General features: G+C 49.0%; 18 protein-coding genes. 13 read left to right on the plus strand and 5 right to left on the minus strand.

Going from position 1 to position 19,469, the window contains the following annotated elements:
* The first annotated feature begins 55 nt into the window (after positions 1-55).
* From MHM89_RS04165 to MHM89_RS04185, 5 genes are all read left to right on the plus strand, one after another.
* Complete coding sequence (locus tag MHM89_RS04165) at positions 56-514, plus strand: MarR family transcriptional regulator (RefSeq protein ID WP_022945244.1); 459 nt, start codon at positions 56-58, stop codon at positions 512-514.
* Positions 515-928: 414 nt separating this feature from the next.
* On the plus strand, positions 929-1,246 hold the full coding sequence (locus MHM89_RS04170) for a hypothetical protein (RefSeq protein WP_239408167.1): 318 nt from the start codon (positions 929-931) through the stop codon (positions 1,244-1,246).
* A 979-nt stretch (positions 1,247-2,225) separates the two neighbouring features.
* Positions 2,226-2,834, plus strand: a complete 609-nt coding sequence (locus MHM89_RS04175; RefSeq protein WP_239408168.1) for a hypothetical protein — start codon at positions 2,226-2,228, stop codon at positions 2,832-2,834.
* Between the two features lie 98 nt (positions 2,835-2,932).
* Positions 2,933-3,226, plus strand: a complete 294-nt coding sequence (locus tag MHM89_RS04180; protein WP_239408169.1) for a cbb3-type cytochrome c oxidase subunit I — start codon at positions 2,933-2,935, stop codon at positions 3,224-3,226.
* Between the two features lie 113 nt (positions 3,227-3,339).
* Complete coding sequence (locus MHM89_RS04185) at positions 3,340-3,687, plus strand: hypothetical protein (protein WP_239408170.1); 348 nt, start codon at positions 3,340-3,342, stop codon at positions 3,685-3,687.
* A gap of 509 nt (positions 3,688-4,196) precedes the next feature.
* On the opposite strand, the gene MHM89_RS04190 is transcribed toward MHM89_RS04185, so the two are convergent.
* Positions 4,197-5,123: a LysR family transcriptional regulator gene (locus MHM89_RS04190; RefSeq protein ID WP_239408171.1), complete on the minus strand. Its 927-nt coding sequence runs from the start codon at positions 5,121-5,123 to the stop codon at positions 4,197-4,199.
* 120 nt (positions 5,124-5,243) lie between these two features.
* Between MHM89_RS04190 and MHM89_RS04195 the strand changes: the two genes are divergently transcribed.
* From MHM89_RS04195 to MHM89_RS04225, 7 genes are all read left to right on the plus strand, one after another.
* The gene (locus tag MHM89_RS04195; RefSeq protein ID WP_239408172.1) at positions 5,244-7,235 is read left to right on the plus strand and encodes a ligand-gated channel protein; all 1,992 of its coding nucleotides are present in this window, start codon (positions 5,244-5,246) and stop codon (positions 7,233-7,235) included.
* A complete protein-coding gene (locus tag MHM89_RS04200) occupies positions 7,236-8,303 on the plus strand; it encodes a PepSY-associated TM helix domain-containing protein (RefSeq protein ID WP_239408173.1) in 1,068 nt (355 codons plus the stop codon).
* Positions 8,300-9,139, plus strand: a complete 840-nt coding sequence (locus MHM89_RS04205) for a DUF4198 domain-containing protein (RefSeq protein ID WP_239408174.1) — start codon at positions 8,300-8,302, stop codon at positions 9,137-9,139. Before MHM89_RS04200 ends, MHM89_RS04205 begins: the two co-directional genes overlap by 4 nt.
* A gap of 345 nt (positions 9,140-9,484) precedes the next feature.
* Positions 9,485-9,949: a MarR family transcriptional regulator gene (locus MHM89_RS04210; RefSeq protein ID WP_239408175.1), complete on the plus strand. Its 465-nt coding sequence runs from the start codon at positions 9,485-9,487 to the stop codon at positions 9,947-9,949.
* Between the two features lie 53 nt (positions 9,950-10,002).
* Positions 10,003-11,019: an HlyD family secretion protein gene (locus MHM89_RS04215; protein ID WP_239408483.1), complete on the plus strand. Its 1,017-nt coding sequence runs from the start codon at positions 10,003-10,005 to the stop codon at positions 11,017-11,019.
* Positions 11,020-11,034: 15 nt separating this feature from the next.
* The gene (locus MHM89_RS04220) at positions 11,035-12,060 is read left to right on the plus strand and encodes a DUF2955 domain-containing protein (protein ID WP_022943497.1); all 1,026 of its coding nucleotides are present in this window, start codon (positions 11,035-11,037) and stop codon (positions 12,058-12,060) included.
* A 286-nt stretch (positions 12,061-12,346) separates the two neighbouring features.
* Positions 12,347-12,763 (plus strand): hypothetical protein, encoded by a 417-nt coding sequence (locus MHM89_RS04225; RefSeq protein ID WP_138508177.1) that lies wholly within the window; start codon positions 12,347-12,349, stop codon positions 12,761-12,763.
* A gap of 26 nt (positions 12,764-12,789) precedes the next feature.
* Here MHM89_RS04225 and MHM89_RS04230 read toward each other — a convergent pair whose 3' ends face one another.
* Both MHM89_RS04230 and arfB read right to left on the minus strand, forming a co-directional pair.
* The gene (locus MHM89_RS04230) at positions 12,790-13,830 is read right to left on the minus strand and encodes a nitronate monooxygenase (RefSeq protein WP_239408176.1); all 1,041 of its coding nucleotides are present in this window, start codon (positions 13,828-13,830) and stop codon (positions 12,790-12,792) included.
* Positions 13,831-13,929: 99 nt separating this feature from the next.
* Entirely contained in the window at positions 13,930-14,343 is a 414-nt protein-coding gene (gene arfB / locus MHM89_RS04235) for an alternative ribosome rescue aminoacyl-tRNA hydrolase ArfB (protein WP_022943501.1), read from the minus strand.
* A 132-nt stretch (positions 14,344-14,475) separates the two neighbouring features.
* Between arfB and MHM89_RS04240 the strand changes: the two genes are divergently transcribed.
* Positions 14,476-15,036, plus strand: coding sequence for a short-chain dehydrogenase (locus tag MHM89_RS04240; protein ID WP_239408177.1), 561 nt, complete (start codon positions 14,476-14,478; stop codon positions 15,034-15,036).
* Between the two features lie 58 nt (positions 15,037-15,094).
* Here MHM89_RS04240 and MHM89_RS04245 read toward each other — a convergent pair whose 3' ends face one another.
* Together MHM89_RS04245 and MHM89_RS04250 are read right to left on the minus strand one after the other, a co-directional pair.
* Complete coding sequence (locus MHM89_RS04245) at positions 15,095-18,199, minus strand: efflux RND transporter permease subunit (protein ID WP_045980040.1); 3,105 nt, start codon at positions 18,197-18,199, stop codon at positions 15,095-15,097.
* Positions 18,199-19,251: an efflux RND transporter periplasmic adaptor subunit gene (locus MHM89_RS04250; protein WP_238319683.1), complete on the minus strand. Its 1,053-nt coding sequence runs from the start codon at positions 19,249-19,251 to the stop codon at positions 18,199-18,201. The genes MHM89_RS04245 and MHM89_RS04250 overlap by 1 nt, the downstream gene beginning before the upstream one ends.
* Positions 19,252-19,469: the final 218 nt, after the last annotated feature.

The raw sequence follows: 19,469 nt of genomic DNA on the forward strand, positions 1-19,469 counted from the left end.
GTGGCCAACTTGAAGATCAAGTTATTTGCATGCAAAATAAAATAAAGGAGAAATCATGACCGACAATGCTTTAAAACTTGACTACCAGCTGTGTCACCGCTTTTACACCGTGGCTAATGCCTTCACCCGGGCCTATCGCCCGTTATTGCGTGAGCTCGATATTACTTACCCACAGTACGTGGTGTTAATGGCATTATGGGAAAAAGACCAAATCACCATTCATCAATTACTCGAGAAAACCCATATTGATGGTGGTGCCATGAGTTTAATTTTAAAAAAGCTCACGCAGAAATCTTTTGTGCAAGTGATCCATGATCAGCATGACAAGCGGGTAAAGCGGGTGGTACTCAGCGACTATGGAAAAAAGGCCAAACACACCGCGCAAAAAATTCCCCAACAGATGCGCTGTAACCTCAAAAATATCAGTGATGAAGAAGGGATGGAATTGATACGACTAATAGACAAGGTGAGTGATGACTTACACACTACACTTTGTGAGGCCGATACCCAGTAAATACTGATCAGATAACCTCGTTATCGCCCAGTGAAGCTGGGTGACGCTTACCATGAAAATGAGTATAGAAAGAAATCCATTTAAGATATGTATCAACGGCTGTGAGCGAATATTGCTTCGTCAGCATAAACTCACCGATGTAGTTTAAAAATGGTGAACGAGTTCTCACTGAACCAGCCTCAACAAATAATTGTCTTTATATACAGCATTGTTGTATTTCTCCTATAGTCAGGAAAACGACCCATTGGGTCGTTTTTGTCGTGTCCACATTTAGAGCAATGCAGCATAACTTCAATGCTGGTAAGTACTTCCTAAATTTGCTATCAATGGTCTAAGGACAAAAACGAGACAGGTTGCGGCAGAAAAACTACCCAATCGCTCGATATTAAATTGTTAGGGTTACAAGGAAAGTAAGTGCAAAAACTCAGGTTCATTTTTTTATCATTACTGATTTTTGGAGCTTTCGGTTGCAGTGAAAAGCCAACTGATATCATTACTTGTAGTGGTTCTGTATCCGAGGGAAGTGTTTGGGTTTCTATCTCACACGATAATCAAGTTAAAATTGGCAGTTCACAATTTTCTGAGAGTTTGCTTCGTTCAAAGTATCACTTGGTTAAACAATCTTGTAAGTCTGTTACTGTCATGATTCAAGCTGACAAATCAGCAAAAAACAAAGTGGTTTATGACACAATCCAAACTATTAAATCAATGGGTTATCAAGTGTCACAGTAACCCTAACAAGGCAATTATAAATGGGACGTCTAAAGCTTGGCTGGCGCTCATTCTTCGCTAATTTTAGCCAAGCTTAATACGCCCCATATTGCGGCGTTATGTGGCATGGAGATAAATTGAGAACCTCAAGGATAGTCAAATACACTTTCATCATGTTCGTACTGCTTACAGCATTAAGCACTTTTACGAGTGTGGTAATAGGAGTCGACAATTTAGCGACACTATCATTTGGCGAATATTTTACATATCAATTAATGCCGCCATCTTTGTTAGCAGTAGCCATGTATGCACTAATGGCGAAACGAGACTCAGCTAAAGCCTGGAGATACACTGCCAGTGTGTTTTTGTTTGGCTTCCTAATGGGCATGTTAATCCTTTCGTTGCTGATGCAAGAACTGTATATCCCACCAACATGGTTCGTAGAGCTTCCTTTGTCGGTAGCCTCGGCTATTGTTGGTACTTTAATCGGGATAAAGTGGAGTATAAAAAGTGCGTCTGCCACATAACAAACGCATTAATGAATGGACGTCTAAAGCTTGGCTGACGCTAGTTCCTCGCTGATTTTAGCCAAGCTTAATCCGCCCATTATGCGGGCGTTAAGTGCCAAAATAAGATATGGGTATATTTATAATTCACACCCAAGATTCAATGCTTCTTTCAAAAAAGGCCTACGAATCATGGAAAGAGATTCAAGATCATTATCCTGATTACATGGCTTCTCTTGGGCCTTGGAGCGCTGAAGAGGTAATTGATTATCTTCATGATGAATATTCTGATCTAAGTCCCGAGGCATTAATTCAGGTAAAGTCCTTAATTGATGGTAAGGAAGAGTGTTTAGAATTAGTTTTTCGGAATTGATCAGCTAGCACTTAACAAACCAAGCCAGTTCGCCAGCTAACTGGCAGGACAAATTTACGCGCTTCGTGCTAAAAAACAAATTTGCCTCTGCTTAGGGGCGTTATGTTTCTAGGAGATTGCATTGGATCTTTGTATCACCATAAGCGAAATAAACTGGTCACTGACAAAAGATGTAGTCTCAATTGTCGGCACGATTGGTGCTCTTATTATTGGTGGTCTTGGGCTGTTCACTTGGAGTAGGCAGCTTCGGGGGACAAGTGAGTACGAGGTTGCAAAGAAAGCCATACTAAACACATACGAAGTTCAGCAAGCGCTTCAGTCCGTTAGAAATCCAATGCTTTATCTTAGCAAGGAGGAAGTCGAAGCTGGTCACCGGCTTGAAGAAGAGCAACGAATTTATAGCGAGCGAATGACCTACCTCAATGAGAAATGGGCGGAGCTACAGACGGTTCGCCTTGAGGCTAAAGTAATTTGGGGTAACGAGGCTCAGGATAGTTTTAACGAAATTCAGCAGCGCATCGGAGATCTTCGGGGAGCAATTTGGCTTCATTTTTGGATGAAAGGTGCCTATGCCGGGCCGGGGGCTACTGTAGATAATAGCCCAGAGCGAATCAGAGAGAATGACAAGATTGTCTATTTTACGTCTGAAGAAGATGACTTTAGTCAGAAAATAGCTGAATCTACGGCAAAGGTTGAAAAGTTCTTTGGGTCAAAGGTTAGAACTAAATAAACATAACAAGGCCAGCCACAGCGACGGCTTTTCCGTTCCGGCTTCGCCTTCACTACAAAGCCGCGCGTGCTGGCGGCGTTATATTTCTATAGGTTCCTATGAACATTAAAAATTCAAATACATTTTTCGTAGGTTTTATTGTTGGTGCTGTACTAGGATTCTTAGGTTATTTTTTACAGTTGGAACCTGGCTCGAAACCAATTGTTGACGCCTTTCTAAATGCGTTAGTTTTTGCGCTTGTGTTAGGCGTTTTTATTGGGATTGGTTTTTTAGGTAAGGCAGGGAAGACCGGCGCTGATTCTGTGCCATTTTCAGATGAAACAGACTATGGCAGGTTCACAAAGAAGCACCCTCCCACTACAAAGGTGTTGAATGATGATAACGAAACATAACAAACGTCTAAACTCCGGCAGTATTAAGAGTTTTCATGGTTTTGGCAAACAACGCAAAGAGTCATGTCGACACATTGCGTGTTAGGCGGGCGCTCTATATCTCAGGAAACATCATGAGTTATTTTAAAGGAATATTTTGTTTCTATTGCGGATTGTTTGTTTGGGGAGTTATCTCTGCTTTTTACTACCGTCTTCCTGTACCTCTTGTCGGCTATATTGGCCCGTTTGGTGAGTACCCATCATCTTTTACAAGCAGTATTGAATCTGCAGCAATGGCACTTGCTTTCTATTCAATTATGGGTGGTTTTATACCTTGTGCTGGTTTGTCGGCTCTCTGTGTTTACTGGCTTAAAAAGTTAAATTGGCTCACTAATTCACGGCTATTATTTGTAAGTTTTACGACAAGCATTTTGCCTGTTTTGTTACTTGCTAATTTAGATCATTTTATTGGACCATGGTAAAAAGATATAACAATGCGCTATTGTCGCTCCCTTAAGTCGCTGGGACTCATACACCGGGCCGCTTAGCGTTAACAGTGTCTTCTTCTGGCTCAAAGCACGCAACTAAACTGTGAACATCACTACATAGCCACACAATTGCCAAGCGTGTTGTTATTGCTCAAGATTCTTACCCGATTAAAAAGCATACAATAAAAATAACAATGCCATGATTTGCTCTCAACCTGTTACTGACACCGCCTTTTGCCTATGGGCTTATCAAGCTGGCCGGTTACAACATTATCAAACCCGTGCTCTTCGCCGCTATCATTGTGGCATTTTTGGTCCATCGTAGCGACATGAGCGCGCTCGCTACACTTGATACACCCAACCAGTTGCATATGATTTTGGGGATGATTGGCTCGTTATTCATATTGCCACTTGCCTTCGTGCTTATGCGCCGCGTACGAAGCTCAGCAGCGTAAAGCGAGCAGCCCTAATAGGTGCGGTTATTTAGCGCAGCAAGCTCGCGACTAAGGCTCTCCTACAAACAACTCAGGGTTTGTGGAAACCTGCTCAAACCAAGCACGCAGACTATCAATCGCGGCGCGCGTTTTAGCCGCAACAGTGTCGCGATGCGGGGTCACCGCATAAACACTGTAATGAGGCAGCTGCCATTGCGGGCATATGCGCTGTAATCGACCACAAGCGAGCAGGTGTCGCACCTCTGGCTCCGGTAATAAACCGTAACCAATGCCATCTAAAGTGAGCTGAATAGCGGCCTGCATATTGTTCACTAATAACCGAGGTTGACCGAGTGTAAAGGTGTCACCACTGTGCTGATGGGTCAGCTTTTGACCTATGCGCTGTGCCCCGGTGTGGCCAATAAAGGTTTGCGCCGCGAGCGCATCCGGGTCTTGAGGGTTAAGTTCGGCCAATGGATGAGTACGGCTAACGCAAGGGATCAACTGCCAATCGGCCAAGTGCCTGGCTATCAACCCCGAGTCCGTTAAAGGGCCAATACAAATGGCTAAATCAACCCCGCCAGCAATAATATCAAAGGGCTCATCGGTCAAGGTAAGCTGAATTTCAATTTTCGGAAACTGATCGGTCAACTGCTTTATAGGCTGACTTAACAAGCCACCACCAAAGCCAATTGGGGCAACAATTTTCAACTGCCCAGAAGGTGTATGCTGAAGCTGTTCGAGTTGTCGCTGAGCCTGCTCTGCCGTGGCGAGTAGCTTTACCGACGAGGCGTAGTAAATCTCACCGGCTTCAGTGAGAGTGAGCTTGCGCGTATTACGGTTAAATAAACTCAGGCCAATGTCTTGCTCAAGTTTAGTGATTTGTTGACTGACCGCTGAAGCGGTCATATGTAATTGCTGAGCCGCCTGACTCATACTGCCGGTTTCCACCGTTTTCGCAAACACCTTGAGGGCGCGCGTTAGCTTGGTGTTCATACTTTTAAGAATTCCTTAAACAACCTTTAAGAAAAAGCGCGTTGCTCGCAGAGGTGCAACAGCATACCATCAAATAAGAATTAATATCATTTACCTTAATTATACCACGGAGGTTCCCCAATGTTCACGGTGCAACGTCGTATCGCCCCGTTATCCCTCGCTATCACCGCTGCGCTCGCTACTTTAAGCACCAGTACTCATGCTAACCAAGCACCTGATAACGACATGGAAAAAATCGTGGTAACCGCCTCGGGTTACGAGCAGCTTATTAAAAATGCCCCCGCCTCTATTAGCGTAATCGATCGCGAGGAGCTCTCGCAACGCTTTTACCGCGACTTAACCGATGCGATGACCGACGTCCCTGGGGTGGTTGTTACCGGTGGCGGCGACCGTGAAGACATCAGCCTACGGGGTATGGGCAGCCAATACACCCTGATTCTTGTTGATGGCAAACGCCAGAGCTCACGGGAAACTCGCCCGAATAGCGATGGCCCAGGGGTTGAAGGTGCCTGGACACCGCCACTGGCCGCCATAGAGCGTATCGAAGTGGTGCGCGGGCCCATGTCATCTCTGTATGGCTCCGATGCCATCGGTGGGGTGATCAACATTATTACTCGCAAAACCCCTAAGCAGTGGTACGGTGAACTGCGCTTGGATACCACCATGCAAGAAAGCAGTGAATCGGGTGATATTCACCAAGCCAACTTCTTTGCCGCCGGCGCACTGATCCCTGAAAAGCTGGGGCTGCAAGTGTATGGCCAATTCAGCAACCGCGATGAAGACGATATTTACAGCGGCTTTCGCGGTAAAGAAGCGGAGAATTATCAAGCTAAGTTATCGTTCACACCCAGTGATGCCCACAGTTTTTTACTCGACATTGCCAGTGCATCGCAAACTCTGGATGCCACCTTGGGCAAAACCGTAGAGCCACTGGCTCCAGGGGAAAGTTGCGGCCGTCGTGGCTGCCCAGAGTCCACCGTAACCGAGTACGATAATCAAACCATTTCACTCTCACACACCGGTTATTGGGATTTTGGCCAGTCATTTAGCTATGCGCAATACGATAAGTACGACAACAAGTCACGGGATATGATTGTTGAAAACATTGATGTGCAAAGTTTGTGGACCTTGCCTATTAATGAGCACAACAAAATGAGTGCCGGCGTGGCCTACCAACGTGAAGATTTAGAAGATAACACCAGCAACCGTATTAGTGAGCTCACGCAAATTGATAACGATATGTACTCGGTATTTGCAGAAGATGAGTTCCAAGCCACCGAGAAGCTGGCCTTGACTGCGGGGCTGCGCTACGACAAAGACCAACAATTCGGCGGCCATACCAGCCCAAGGTTGTATGCGGTGTACAACGCCAATGACACTCTGACCGTTAAAGGCGGTATTTCCAGTGGTTTCAGAGCACCGAATCTACGACAAACAACCGCTGCTTGGGGCCAAGTTAGCCGGGGCGGCAACATCTATGGTAACCCTGATTTAAGCCCTGAAACCTCGCTCAACTATGAAATGGGGATTTACCTAGATACCGAGCAAGGCTTAAGTGCATCGACCACGGTTTTTTATAACGAGTTTGACGATAAAATCTCTCGCGTAGCTTGCCCGTTAACAAAGTGCACCGACGGGCCCAATGAGTTTGGTTCACTGCCAACAACCTATACCAATGTTGATGAGGCGACCACTCAAGGGGTAGAAGTCTCACTAGACTACCAGCTCGCCAGCACGGTCAAGATGGCGCTTAACTATACCTACACCGACTCGGAACAAAAAACCGGTGAATACGCCGGCAGTCCGTTGAACCAATTACCGGAGCACCTGGCACAAGCGTCGCTCAACTGGCAAGCCAGTGATGCCTTAGGCACTTGGCTGCGCGTGCATTATCGCGGTGAGGAAAGCCAACCGACAACCGGCCCTTCACAGTCGAGCCTCATTGCGCCGTCTTACACCACTGCAGATTTAGGCGCCAACTACCAAGTCATGGATTCAGTACGCTTAGGTTTTGGGGTGTACAACCTCTTTGATAAGGAAATTCGTGAAGATGAATATGGCTACATCGAAGACGGACGTCGCTACTGGGCGTCGCTAGCCTGGAGTTTCTAAATGGCCAAACGTAGTAAGCTTTGGGATCTCAAAGCTTGGCATTGGATCAGTTCAGCAGTGTGCCTTATTGGCATGCTGCTTTTTGCTGTTACAGGGATCACCCTAAACCATGCCGCGAGCATTGAGTCCCGCGCACAAGTGCAGCAAATTGAAGCGCAAGTGCCCGATGCCATCCTCAATCAATTGAAAGCCGCCGCCAACAACGAGCAGCTACCAAAGAGTTTTCAGCGTTGGTATCAAGGTCAAACCGAACAGTCTATTGCCAGTTATAAACAGCTTGAGTGGAGTGACTTTGAGCTTTATGTGGCCATGCCCAAAGCCGGGGGTGACCGTTGGTTTACCGTGACCTTAGATACCGGCGAATTTTATCAAGAAGCTACCGACCGTGGTTGGGTAGCCTATCTAAATGACTTACATAAGGGCCGGAATACCGGTATGTGGTGGAGTATGTTTATTGATCTTTTCTCTGTGGCCTGCATCGTTTTTTCGATCACCGGGCTGTTATTACTAAAACGTTATGCCAAAGGCCGCAAATCAACGTGGCCACTGGTACTAGCGGGATTAGGTATACCCGCTTTGGTATTGGTGCTACCTGCCCACGCGGCGTCAGCGAACCAGTTGCAAGTCGAAATTCCCCGCTTAAGCGTGGCCGAATATCACCCCCCTTATGTGGCCGTGTGGTTAGCCAATAGCAAGCGCAAAGCGGTGCTTGATTTAGCCATCTGGTATGACACCAAGCTCGCTGACCGTGAGGGTGAGAAGTGGTTAAAAGATTTGCGTTTATGGTGGCGTCGCAGTGGTCGCAGCTTGTCGCTCCCTGTCGATGGCGTCACCGGCGCGACGCGCCGCCCTGGCGTGGCCACCCTTGATTTAAGCCCTTTCGCAGCGCAATTGGCCGCTCTCCCTGATGGTGAGTACACCCTCAATGTAGAAGCGGCGAGGGAATTAGGCGGGCGCGAGTTGATCCGCATTCCCCTGACATTACCGATAACCCAATCACAACACCATACCGAGCAAGGCCAGCATGAGCTCGGCACAATTACATTAACTATGGAGCCTAACACGTGAAGCTAGCAACAATTATCAGCGCGGCGCTATGCACCGCCCTTGCAACCACAGCCGTTATTAGCCAATCAGCACACGCCCACCGAGTGTGGCTTAAACCAAGTACCACAGTGGTTTCAGGTGATGATGAATGGATCACCTTTGACGCCGCAATCGCCAACGGCATTTTTAATCCCGACCATTATGCCTATCCGCTTGAGCGACTGACTGCAATTGGCCCCGATGGCCAAGCAGTGGATTTAGAAAATAGCGCCAAGCTTCGCTATCGCAGTGTGTTTGATCTGCACCTACAGCAGCAAGGAACCTACCGCGTATTTAACGCCAGCCGCTCCATTGTCGCCCGCTGGGTGGATGCAGAGGGCGAGCGCCATTATTGGCCAGGCCGTGGAAAGACCGGCACTTTAGCGCAGTTCAAACAGCAAGTACCCAGCGATGCCAAAGAGTTGCAAGTGAGCGATGTTGCTCGTCGCATGGAGACCTTCGTCACCCTTGGGGCTCCTAATGACACGGCAATTACCCCTAGCGGCCAAGGGCTCGAGCTTAATGCCCTAACCCACCCGAACGATTTATACGTTGATGAAAGTGCGCCTATGCAGCTACTGATCGACGGCCAGCCTGCAGTTGGGGCAAAGGTAACCTTAGTGCGCCAAGGCGAGCGGTATCGTGATAGCAACATCGCCACACAGTTAACCGCCGATGATAATGGTCAAATTGAGCTGCAATTTACGCAGCCAGGAATGTACTGGTTTGAAGCCGAGTATGAAGACCAGCAAGCCAAAGCTCCGGCACAAACTCGCCGTGGCAGTTATGTGGCCGTGTTCGAGGTATTGCCGCTGTAACTGGCACATCAATAAAGTGTCAAAGGGGTTTACAGTGAAGCTGTGGCCCCTTTCTTTAAGTGAAATATAAGCCCAATGGGGCACTCGGAGCGCTTTGATAACCTCGTCTTACTCACACTATCGCGACAATGATGATAGCTGCGCAAGTAACATCAAACTCCCATAAATGCGCGCTGCTTAACAGTCAACAAATTGCCTTTTTATTGCTAACTACATCACCCTTCTAAGGGTTCACACCCAGGTTGAGTCCCCCGACATAGTCTTGGCGAATAACCACGAATATTTACTTAGCGTGCTAACTATTGTAATATACTTAGCCTGCTAACTAAATGAGAGCGCTGCACCATGGCTGATATTCCTTTTCATGAAACCCTCGACTTAAGCTTATGTGGCAAGCTTGGCCGCGTTCACCGTATCTGCCGTCAAGCGTTATCTGTCGCCGTTGAGCCACTTGGATTCACACAACCGGGTTGGACGGCAATGATGCATATGCACCATCTTGGCGAAGGCTGTACGCAGCACCAACTGGCCACTAGCTTAGATATAGAAATGCCAAGCCTCACCCGCACCCTGAAACAACTGGAGCGCGCACAGGTGATTGAGCGCCGTGTCGATGAGCACGATAAGCGCTGTCGGCGCCTGTATTTCACAGCGCAAGGTGAGCAGCAATTATCGGCGCTCAAAGCGCGGATCAGCGAGGTCAAAACTCACTTATACCGAGGGTTGAGCGATGAGCAGCTTAATATGATGGCGCTTGGCCTAGTGGCCTTAGAAGACAATGCCAATCAATTTATGGAGGACCAAGAGTGAGCCAGCAACCGACTCCCGATCAGCAGTTCGCACGCTACGTTAAAATAGCCATCATGCTGTTTATCCTATGCTTTGGCTATTTTATTGTTGCTGATTTATACATGCCAATGACACCACAGGCGCGCGTTTACCACCCAGTGACGCAAATCACCCCGCAGGTTAATGGCAAAATTGTTACTGTGGCGGTTCGCAATAATCAACATGTGCGCCAAGGGGAGGTACTCATGCGTATCGACCCTCGCCCATACCAAATTGCCGTAAAACGAGCCGAACTGGCCTTGGCACAAGTGCAACAGCAAAACCAACAGCTCGATGCTGACATCAAGGCTTTGCGCGCCGACTTATCGGCGGCTCAAGCCAAGTTACATGAGCAGCAAAGCCTACATCAACGCAGCCGTACCCTACTTGGTAAACAGGCTATTTCGCAGCAGCGCAGTGATGAGATCAGTGCCACTCTGGCTAGTGCCCAGGCACAGGTCAGTGCCGTAAAAGCCAAGCTGCAAGCACTGATAATAAAGCGCGGCGCGCACGGTGAGGACAATATCGCTTGGCAACAGGCCCGTAATCAGCTGCAGCAGGCACAGCTGAATCTCAGTTATACCGAAGTGGTGGCGCCTCATGATGGCATTATTAGCAATCTACAAGTGACCACAGGTACCTATGCCAAAGCAGGAATGGCGATGACGGGGCTGGTGACCGAGCAACTAGACTTGGCCGCTGATTTTCGTGAAAAATCGCTGTATCACGTGCGTGTCGGCAACCGCGCCTTAGTCAGCTTCGATGCTCTACCCGGGCAAGTGTTTGCAGCCCATGTCAGCGAGCTTGCCGCAGGCTCAAGCGCCGGGCAGCTCAGCGCCAATGGGATCCTAGCTGAGGTCGAAACCTCTAACCGCTGGGTCCGTGATGCCCAACGTCAACGCGTACATTTGCAACTCGATGATGAGTTTACCTCAACCCACCTTGCCAGTGGCGCGAGAGCCACAGTGCAAATCGTGCCCGATGACCCAGTGGAGCAACTGCTAGCCAACGCACAAATTCAGGCCGTGAGCCTAATGCACTATATCTATTAACCAAGGAGCTGCGCCATGAGCCTAACCGCCAACGACATTCGCCAAATGCTCCGCATCGCCACCGGCGCAACGCTCGGGTTTAGCTTGAGTAAGCTGTTTAATTGGCCCAATGGTATTTTCTTTACGGTCTACCCTATGCTGTTGCTGGGTTTAGTACCAATCATAAATGCGCATATTGTCCGCCAGTTTATCGCCAGTGCATTGTTTTGTGGCTTTGCGGTATTGGTGCTGCAAGGCTTATTTGGTTTTCATCCAATTCTGATGTCGATACTGGCTTTTGCCATGTTTGCATTGTTATTTTATCAAATGAGTCGCGGTGCCCACTTCCTATTCGGCGCCATGAGTGTGGTTGGGCTATCTATTCAACTACATTTCGCCAGTTACAGCGCCACCGGCTTGGGCTTATATCCATTGATCTTTAGTAACTTTTTGGCAGTAACTGTGAGCCTAGTCAGCGCCTATATTATGCATTGGTTATTTCCCGATGTAAGCGCGCGCACGCCCATCTCGCGCGCCGCTAAAGATGCAGCCAGTGTCCGCCATGAGGTGCTGTTATGTGCCACCGTCGCCACCCTCTCTTTTATGGTTTTTCAGATACTGGATTTACAAGATTCGGTATCGGCCCAGGCCGCCTCTATTTTGATTCTCTTTCCACTGTGTTGGAAAGCGGCATCAATGGCGGGTTGGCAACGCGCTATCGGCACGTTAATCGGTTGCAACTTGGCGTTGGCAGCGCAATTACTCTTGTTTACCTATAGCCAGATTCTGGTGTTTCCAATATTGGTGTTATGGATCCTTACCTTTGTCTTTAGTCGCTACCATGTATTAGGAGGTGGTATGCCGGGGGTTGGATTTGGCGTTATCACCACCTTTGGCATTTTATTCGGACAATCACTCGCGCCAAACCAAGACTTGGTATATAGCGCATTGTACCGCTTCAGCTCTGTGTGTGTAGCGATCACCGCCAGTTTATGTCTGGTGTATGTTATCCACCATATTTTGAATCGCTTTGCGGCCACGCGCCATCATACCTTTACCTAACAATTCTGAGGCTTTACCCGAATTGGGGTTGAAAACCAAGTTGTTATAACATAACATCTCTATTGTTCCCTTGAACAGTGAACTTCCCCCTGTGCTGCACAAACAGGCGAAGCTGACCCGGGCCATGTATCTTTCTGGGATATCTATCAGTGGGTCTTGGTTTGCGGTTGCTGCCGCTCCCGCAAATTAAGTGATACATCGGCTTATTCTTCGTAGCAGCACAGGGCTTTTCCTTACTCGCCAATCCCGTTACCATGAATATCTCTAGTAAGCAGAAGGATGGGCCATGCATAGCGCATTTAGCAAATTAGGAAAAACAGGATGGTGGATGTGGGTGCTCGCCTTGTTAGCCATCACCCTATTGGTCGCTGGCTTTGTTCGCGATGATTACCGCCTATGGGGAGCTGCGGGTTTAATTAATGTTCCCCTGCTGTGGCATCGCTATCGTTATGGTATGGGTGAACAGCTCGTTAATCCTTTCGAGCACATCAAGGTCGAAGAAGAGCTACTCAGTGTTGGCGAAGCCTTGTTTCCGGTGCATGAGATCCGTAAAGTCGTTATCGACACGTGTGATGACAAAGGCCTATTCCAATTGCCCTACAACGGCGGGGGCCAAGTCAGCCTTGTATTTGATAGCCACTACGTGGACGACTTAAAAACCTACATCAAGCGCACCATCCCTGATGCGCAGATTATTACCTAATGATAATTAGCCGCTCATTGACGCGGCTATTTGAGTTGTGCAGCTAAATCCCGAGTCAGTTCGGTTGCGCTTATGGCGTGGCAGCCACTGCGATCGGTGCCACTCCATAGCGGCGTAAAATCATCTTTACCCAAGGTCTGCGCCTTAGCACGTAACGGTGCAAGCTTGGCACTGGCGTAGGGGAAAGCAGGGACTTGGTCGCTTATAAAGCCTTGCTCTTGCATAAAAGAGGTGGTGATCCCCCGCGCTGGGCGGCCAGAGTATAAATTGGTTATTGCCGTTTGCCGGTGCTCTGCGCGCAGCGCTTGACGATGCACAGCACTAGTAGTGGCCTCATCACACAACAGGTAACTGGTGCCTACCTGTACAGCAATGACTCCCAAACGCATATAATGTGCCACGTGCTCAGCCTGAGTAATGCCGCCCGCAGCTATCACTGGCACGTTAATGTCTTTGGCAGCCAGGATTTGCTGACACAATTGCGCCGTTGTCCCCTGCTCAGCAAGCGTTGATGAGAACATCGCACGATGGCCTCCCGCTTCAATACCTTGAGCAATAATCACATCACACCCATGCTGGGCGAGCCAGCGCGCCTCGGCTAACGTGTTCGCTGAGGATAACACCACAGCACCGGTTGCTTTTACACGTTGTAGTTGTTTTTCTTCAGGCAAGCCAAAATGAAAGCTTACGACTTCCGGGCGAAGCTGCTCCAGCACAGCAACATGCTGCGCAGAAAACGGTTGCCTGAGCACCCCTAGGTCATCGTTTGGGTGACATTCAAGTGCCTGATAATAAGGTGCTAACAATTGCTGCCAGCGGCTTTGCTCAGCCTGATTTAAACTCGGCATAGAATGGCAGAAAAAGTTAAGGTTAATTGGGGCACGCTGGGTGTGTTGGCGAAATTCACTGACTTGCGCCATGATTTGCTCTTCACTGAGCATGGCACAAGGAAGGGAGCCTAAACCACCGCCATGAGCAACGGCTATGGCGAGCTTTTCGCCTTGTACTCCCGCCATAGGCGCCTGAATAATTGGGTATGCTAGGTTAAGTGTGCTGAGCAAATCCATTGTGCCTCCGTGGCTCATTGTAAGGTGGCTGCAATTACTTTCACCACATTACTTGGTGCGATGCCAATTAGCCACCCTAATTAAGGCATTTTCTCGCCTTTAAAGTTTGGGTATTTTGCGCAATTGCTTAGTACGCCCACGCTGCACTTTTTTGTCCACACGTTTACGCTGAGCGCTGCGTGTAGGTTTGGTGGGGCGGCGCTTTTTCTCAACCTTAGTGGCGGCCAAAATAAGCTCTTTTAAACGTTTAAGTGCTTCTTCCCGATTGAGCTCTTGAGTGCGATGACTTTGTGCCTTGATCACCACCACCCCGTCTTTTGTGATACGGCTATCGCGATAGGCCAGTAGCCGCTGTTTATAAAAGTCGGGTAATTTCGAGCGGTTAATATCAAAGCGCAAATGGATCGCCGTTGCCACCTTATTGACGTTCTGACCACCGGCCCCTTGCGAGCGGATGGCAGACAGCTCCACTTCCCATTCGTCTATGGTCACCGTATTAGATATCTGCAACATCTATTCATCTTGCCTTAACGACTTTGAACTATCATTGATGACATTGAGTTTATCACTGAGCGCGCCAAGGCCCAACTCAGTGAATTTAGACAATAACGACACCACCTACACAATACCTGCATGGAGAGAACAATGAAGAATTTATTGATGGCGCTTACACTGGTCGCTACCACGGCCTTTACCAGCGCTCAGGCTCTGGCGCTAGAGCTAACGGAAAAAGACGTCGAAAACTTTATTAAGGCAGCACCTGCTGTGACCAATTGGGCAGATAAGCAAGGGCAGCAGTTTGATGGTGCCGCCCTACTCGGCGCCCAAGGTAGCGAGCAAAACAACAAGTCAATGAGTGATAGCGCCATTGCGATGTTGAAAAATACCGACAGCTACCAACAGTTTGCCGATGTGATCAGCCGCTATGGCTTTACCCCTGAGCAACTGATCAGTGTCGGCAGTGAAGTGACTGCAGCGTATTTAGCCAATGTTAAAGGCGATTTATCCGCCGAAGATAAGGCCCGTGTTGATGAGGTTATGGGCGGCCTACAAAGCCTTTCTGGCAGTAGCAACAAGACCAACTCTTTGCTCGGTGCCATAGGCAGCGCAAACCAAGCAAGTGAGGATGTCAGCGACACTAATATTGCTTTGGTAGAAGAATACATGCCGCAGCTGAAAAAGCTATTCTCGGTCCTAGGGCAATAATACCAGTCATAGGCCATTATTAATGATATAAAAAGCCCACCCTGCGGTGGGCTTTGCTTTAGCGTTGCTTATGTCTCAGCAGACTTACCAACAGCGCTGGCAACACGGTTAAGCTGACCAATGTTGATACCGCAATCCCGCACAGCACGATCATCCCCACACCACGATACAACTCCGACCCCTCGCCGGGAATAAACACCAGCGGAGCTAAGCCACACAAAGTCGTCATGGTCGACATAACAATAGGTTTTAAGCGCGTTTGCAGCGCGTTAGTAACCGCTTCAAGCACGGACTGGGCGCCAGACTCTATGTTGCGTCGGCTTTGGTCAACAATAAGAATAGGGTTATTCACCACCGTGCCAAGGAGAATTAAAAAGCCCAGCATAGTGATCATATCGAAAGGCTGATGAAAGCCCGCCAATAGCCCTCCGAGACCGTTGATCATCACCAAGCCCAACAGCCCACCGGCCATACCTAAAGGGACGGTGGCCATAATAAACAGTGGATAACCCCAGTGTTTGAAAATAGCGACCAACAACAAGTAACACAGCGCCAGCGCGACGATAAAGTTACTGCTTAGTGCAGCTCGGGTCTTGTCGAGCTGATCGGCTGCGCCACCGATACTCACATTCACTCCCGGTAATAAGTCGCCTTGCTGCTTTAACTGCACCAACAGTTGTTCACGCACCCGTTGCTGTGCTGTTTCCAAGGCCACATCGCGAGGCGGTATAATATACACGGTGACCGTGCGCCGCCCATCAACACGGCGTAAACTGTCACTGTCCGCTTTTTCCTCTAAATCCGCCAAGGCATTCAATGGCAGTATCCCTTGTGGCGTCACTACCGGTGATTGGGCTAATTGTGCCAAACTTTGGCGATTACCAGCCTCGGAGAAAAGAAACACATCGACCTTATCATCATCAAGGATCAATTCATCAACATAGGCACCGTCACTCAGTGCGGCCACGGTATAACCGAGTTCCTCAGCGCTTACACCCACCTCAGCGAGGCGCTGCCAGCGTGGTTTGATTTCAATAAGCGGTTGGTCCAGGGTCAGCGATGACGGTTCGGAGTCAACTTGGGGGTTGTCAAACACCTCACTGGCAAGGCGATACACGGCATCGGCAGCGCGATACAACGCCGTTTGCTCGGGGCCGCTAATATCAATAGCCACAGCGCGGGTGCCACCGTCATTGCTGGATATGATTGAGCCCCGGGAGGAAAAAGCGCGCATTCCTGGGTAGCTTTTGAATTTATCGGTGATGGCCGCCATCATGGCCTCAATATGTTGCGGATCTTTAGGTTCACTTAAAAACCAAATACTGCCTACCCCCACCGACATGGAGTAATACTTTAGCGGCGGCATAGCCGTTTCCCCGGCGTTGTAAGCAGTACCATCGTCATTAAGATGGCGGTTAAAGTAGGGCAGCAGCTCATCGCTAATTTTCTGCATATGACTGAGGTTGTAACCCGGCGGTGCAATCATCATGGAAAAAGCCTTGGGCTCTTCCCCTTCGGGTAAATACTCCGCTTTGGGCATTAGCAGCCAAGCTCCGCCAAGCAGCGCGAATACGCCTATGACGATACACAGTCGGCGCTGAGTAGGATGCGCGAGCATAGTCACTATGGCCCGTGGCAGTGCCATGGGTTTGGCCAGGTTCTCACCGCGTTGCGCACTGTGCTGCGTAAACCTTGCACATGCAGCGGGAACAACCATCAGCGCCACAAGCATTGACGCTATAATCGCTGCAGAAATTGCGATGGCCACGTCAGAATATAACTGTCCTGCTTCTTGGCGGATAAATAAAATCGGCGCAAACACTAACACCGTGGTCAAGGTTGAAGCCACCACCGCCGGCCACACTTCTTGCACTCCGGCTATTGCCGCGTTGATCTTATCGAGGCCACGCCGACGAGCTTGTTCAATATTCTCCAGCACAACAATGGTATTATCCACGGTCATACCTATGGCAAATGCCACCCCGGCAAGAGAAATAACGTTGATGGTGCGCTCAAACAGCAGCAATCCTAAGAATGCGGCTATGGTACATATCGGGATGCCTAGCACACCAATTAAGGTCGAGCGTGGGCTTTTCAAGAACCAAAACATCACCAGTGTTGCTAGCAGTGCTCCGAGGGCCAAGTTCGTCCATACATTCTCTACTGAGCCTTTAACATAGCGCACATCGTCACTGAGCAAGGTTAATTGCAAACCATTGTTGGCCAACATATCTTGGTTAATGCGCTCAACGACCTGCATCATTTGCTCTTTAATCGCCATGACATTGGAGCCACTTTCACGACGTACCGAAAGCATCAGGGCTCGCTCGCCATCGTTATAATCAATATCACGTAGCTCATAATGATCGAGCTTAATAGTGGCCACATCTTTAAGACGAATCGTAGTGTTATCACGCTGAGCTATCACCAGCTCCGCTAACGCCTGGGCCGATTCAAAGCGCCCAACCATGCGTAGCAAATAACGTCGCTTACCACCGTCAATATCGCCCGCCGAGGCGTCGCGATTGCGGCTGCGAATAGCATCACGCACCGCCACCAAGCTGATGTTACGACTCGCAAGCTGCTGTTGGTCGATGAGTATTTGTACTTGATACAAGGCCCCACCACGCACATTTACCTGGGAAACACCACTGACTCGCTCCATTTCTGGGCGCACAAAGTCTTCGGCATAATCACGCAACATATCAACATCTATATTGAGCGGGTTGCCAGGCTGTGGTTTGAGGGTAAAAAACATAAACGCATTAGCTGAAAACGAACTACTGTACAATACCGGTTGGTCGACGTTTTCTGGATAATTAGGCACCTGAGATAGCGCGTTACTGACGTTGATCAGCGCCTCGTTGACGTCCACACCAAAGGGGAATTCCAGTTCAATTTCTGCCTCACCGGTATTGGCATAACTGGACATTCTTTTTAAGTTTGCCAACGATCGTAGATAGCGTTCTTGCTCAATAAGAATTTCTTTTTCTACATCTTGTGGCGTTGCTCCAGGCCAGTTGGTAACCACAGTAATGGTGCGCACTTCAAGATCAGGGATCATCTGCACGGGTATTTTAAAAGCCGCGACCACGCCCAAAATCACGCAGATGAGCACGGCAACGGCGACCAAAGTCGCATGCTTTACTGACGCCGCTAACATTATTGCTCCCTCGCTTGAACAACAGTGACCGCTTGCCCTTGGCGTAATAATTCATTGCCTTGGGTAACTACTTTCATGCCTGGTTCAAGGCCACTAAGCACTTCAATATGGCCGTTAATCCGCTCGCCAATGCGCACAAAACGCCGCTGTGCTTTATCGGCGCTGATAACAAACACACTGTAGCCGCCATCTGGATGGCGCAGTAAGGCATCAGTAGGCACCACAACACTTTGCTCATCGGTTTTGTTTAGCACAATCTCTGCGCTTGCCGATAACCCCACTTGCAGCCCTGCTTGGGGTGGTACGGCTAAGCGCAATAAAAAGCTGCGACTGGCGCTGTCTATCACTGGTACTTTGGCAATAACCTTAGCTGTAAACCCCCTTGACGCTTTCCCTGGCACTTCAAAACGAACTTGCTTAGCAAGATCGATAGCGCCAAAATGCTCCTGAGGCATATGCAAATCCAGCCATAGTTGTTCGCTACTAACGAGCTCAAACACCGCTTGACCACGGGTCACCCACTCCCCAACATCAACAAAACGCTCAGCTACCACACCGGAAAAGGGGGCGTGCAGTTGCTGACGCGCCAGCAATTCTTTGTGGTAGCGTTCGTTGGCCTGTGCTTCTGTCAACGAAGCCTTGGCGCTTTGCAATGCGGCTTGCCTATCGGCCAGCTCCGTAGCTGCCATCAAAGCTTGTTGCGATAACGATTGGGCCTCGTTAAAGCGGCGCTGGGCGTCATCAACAGCAATACGAGCGCGTTGCTTGGCGCCCGTTAATGCCTGTAACTGCGCCTGCACCAATGCCGCATCCAAAGATAGCAGGCGTGCGCCTTTTGCAACCTCATCACCAGCCTGGGCATGGATTTGCGTAACCACCCCGTCACTTAGGCTCGACAGTTGCGCATGACGCGCCGCACGCAAGGTCCCTGTCAACGCCAGGGTACGCTCGATAGATTGCGTATTGACCTCTTTAACAACCACGTTCACTGCCGTTTGCGCAGATAGGCAGCCGCTTATTAGTAGCAAACAGATGCACCATGCTCTGATCATCTTCATTCCTTTTACTCACACTTTTACTGGCTTTACGTAACGCTCAGCTAAAAGCTTTGCTAATAATGACGAAAAGGCAAATATAGCGACCTTTTCTTGAGCGCTAGAGGTTATCACAAATAAAAATCATTTCTATTTATTGCGGTAGGCGCTTACACGAACAACTCAATAGCGGCGAAGGTATTGATAGTTGGCTCATACCCGCGCAGGCGTCATAA

It is taken from the genome of Pseudoalteromonas sp. CNC9-20, assembly GCF_022347875.1.
In the GTDB taxonomy this organism is placed as follows: Bacteria; Pseudomonadota; Gammaproteobacteria; order Enterobacterales; family Alteromonadaceae; genus Pseudoalteromonas; species Pseudoalteromonas ruthenica.

Excerpts from the sequence above, each read along its gene's own strand:
- MHM89_RS04165 (WP_022945244.1), top strand. The coding sequence starts at position 56 with ATGACCGACAATGCTTTAAAACTTGACTACCAGCTGTGTCACCGCTTT.
- MHM89_RS04180 (WP_239408169.1), top strand. The coding sequence starts at position 2,933 with ATGAACATTAAAAATTCAAATACATTTTTCGTAGGTTTTATTGTTGGT.
- MHM89_RS04185 (WP_239408170.1), top strand. The coding sequence starts at position 3,340 with ATGAGTTATTTTAAAGGAATATTTTGTTTCTATTGCGGATTGTTTGTT.
- MHM89_RS04190 (WP_239408171.1), bottom strand. The coding sequence starts at position 5,123 with ATGAACACCAAGCTAACGCGCGCCCTCAAGGTGTTTGCGAAAACGGTG.
- MHM89_RS04195 (WP_239408172.1), top strand. The coding sequence starts at position 5,244 with ATGTTCACGGTGCAACGTCGTATCGCCCCGTTATCCCTCGCTATCACC.
- MHM89_RS04200 (WP_239408173.1), top strand. The coding sequence starts at position 7,236 with ATGGCCAAACGTAGTAAGCTTTGGGATCTCAAAGCTTGGCATTGGATC.
- MHM89_RS04210 (WP_239408175.1), top strand. The coding sequence starts at position 9,485 with ATGGCTGATATTCCTTTTCATGAAACCCTCGACTTAAGCTTATGTGGC.
- MHM89_RS04215 (WP_239408483.1), top strand. The coding sequence starts at position 10,003 with ATGCTGTTTATCCTATGCTTTGGCTATTTTATTGTTGCTGATTTATAC.
- MHM89_RS04220 (WP_022943497.1), top strand. The coding sequence starts at position 11,035 with ATGAGCCTAACCGCCAACGACATTCGCCAAATGCTCCGCATCGCCACC.
- MHM89_RS04225 (WP_138508177.1), top strand. The coding sequence starts at position 12,347 with ATGCATAGCGCATTTAGCAAATTAGGAAAAACAGGATGGTGGATGTGG.
- MHM89_RS04230 (WP_239408176.1), bottom strand. The coding sequence starts at position 13,830 with ATGGATTTGCTCAGCACACTTAACCTAGCATACCCAATTATTCAGGCG.
- arfB (WP_022943501.1), bottom strand. The coding sequence starts at position 14,343 with ATGTTGCAGATATCTAATACGGTGACCATAGACGAATGGGAAGTGGAG.
- MHM89_RS04240 (WP_239408177.1), top strand. The coding sequence starts at position 14,476 with ATGAAGAATTTATTGATGGCGCTTACACTGGTCGCTACCACGGCCTTT.
- MHM89_RS04245 (WP_045980040.1), bottom strand. The coding sequence starts at position 18,199 with ATGTTAGCGGCGTCAGTAAAGCATGCGACTTTGGTCGCCGTTGCCGTG.
- MHM89_RS04250 (WP_238319683.1), bottom strand. The coding sequence starts at position 19,251 with ATGATCAGAGCATGGTGCATCTGTTTGCTACTAATAAGCGGCTGCCTA.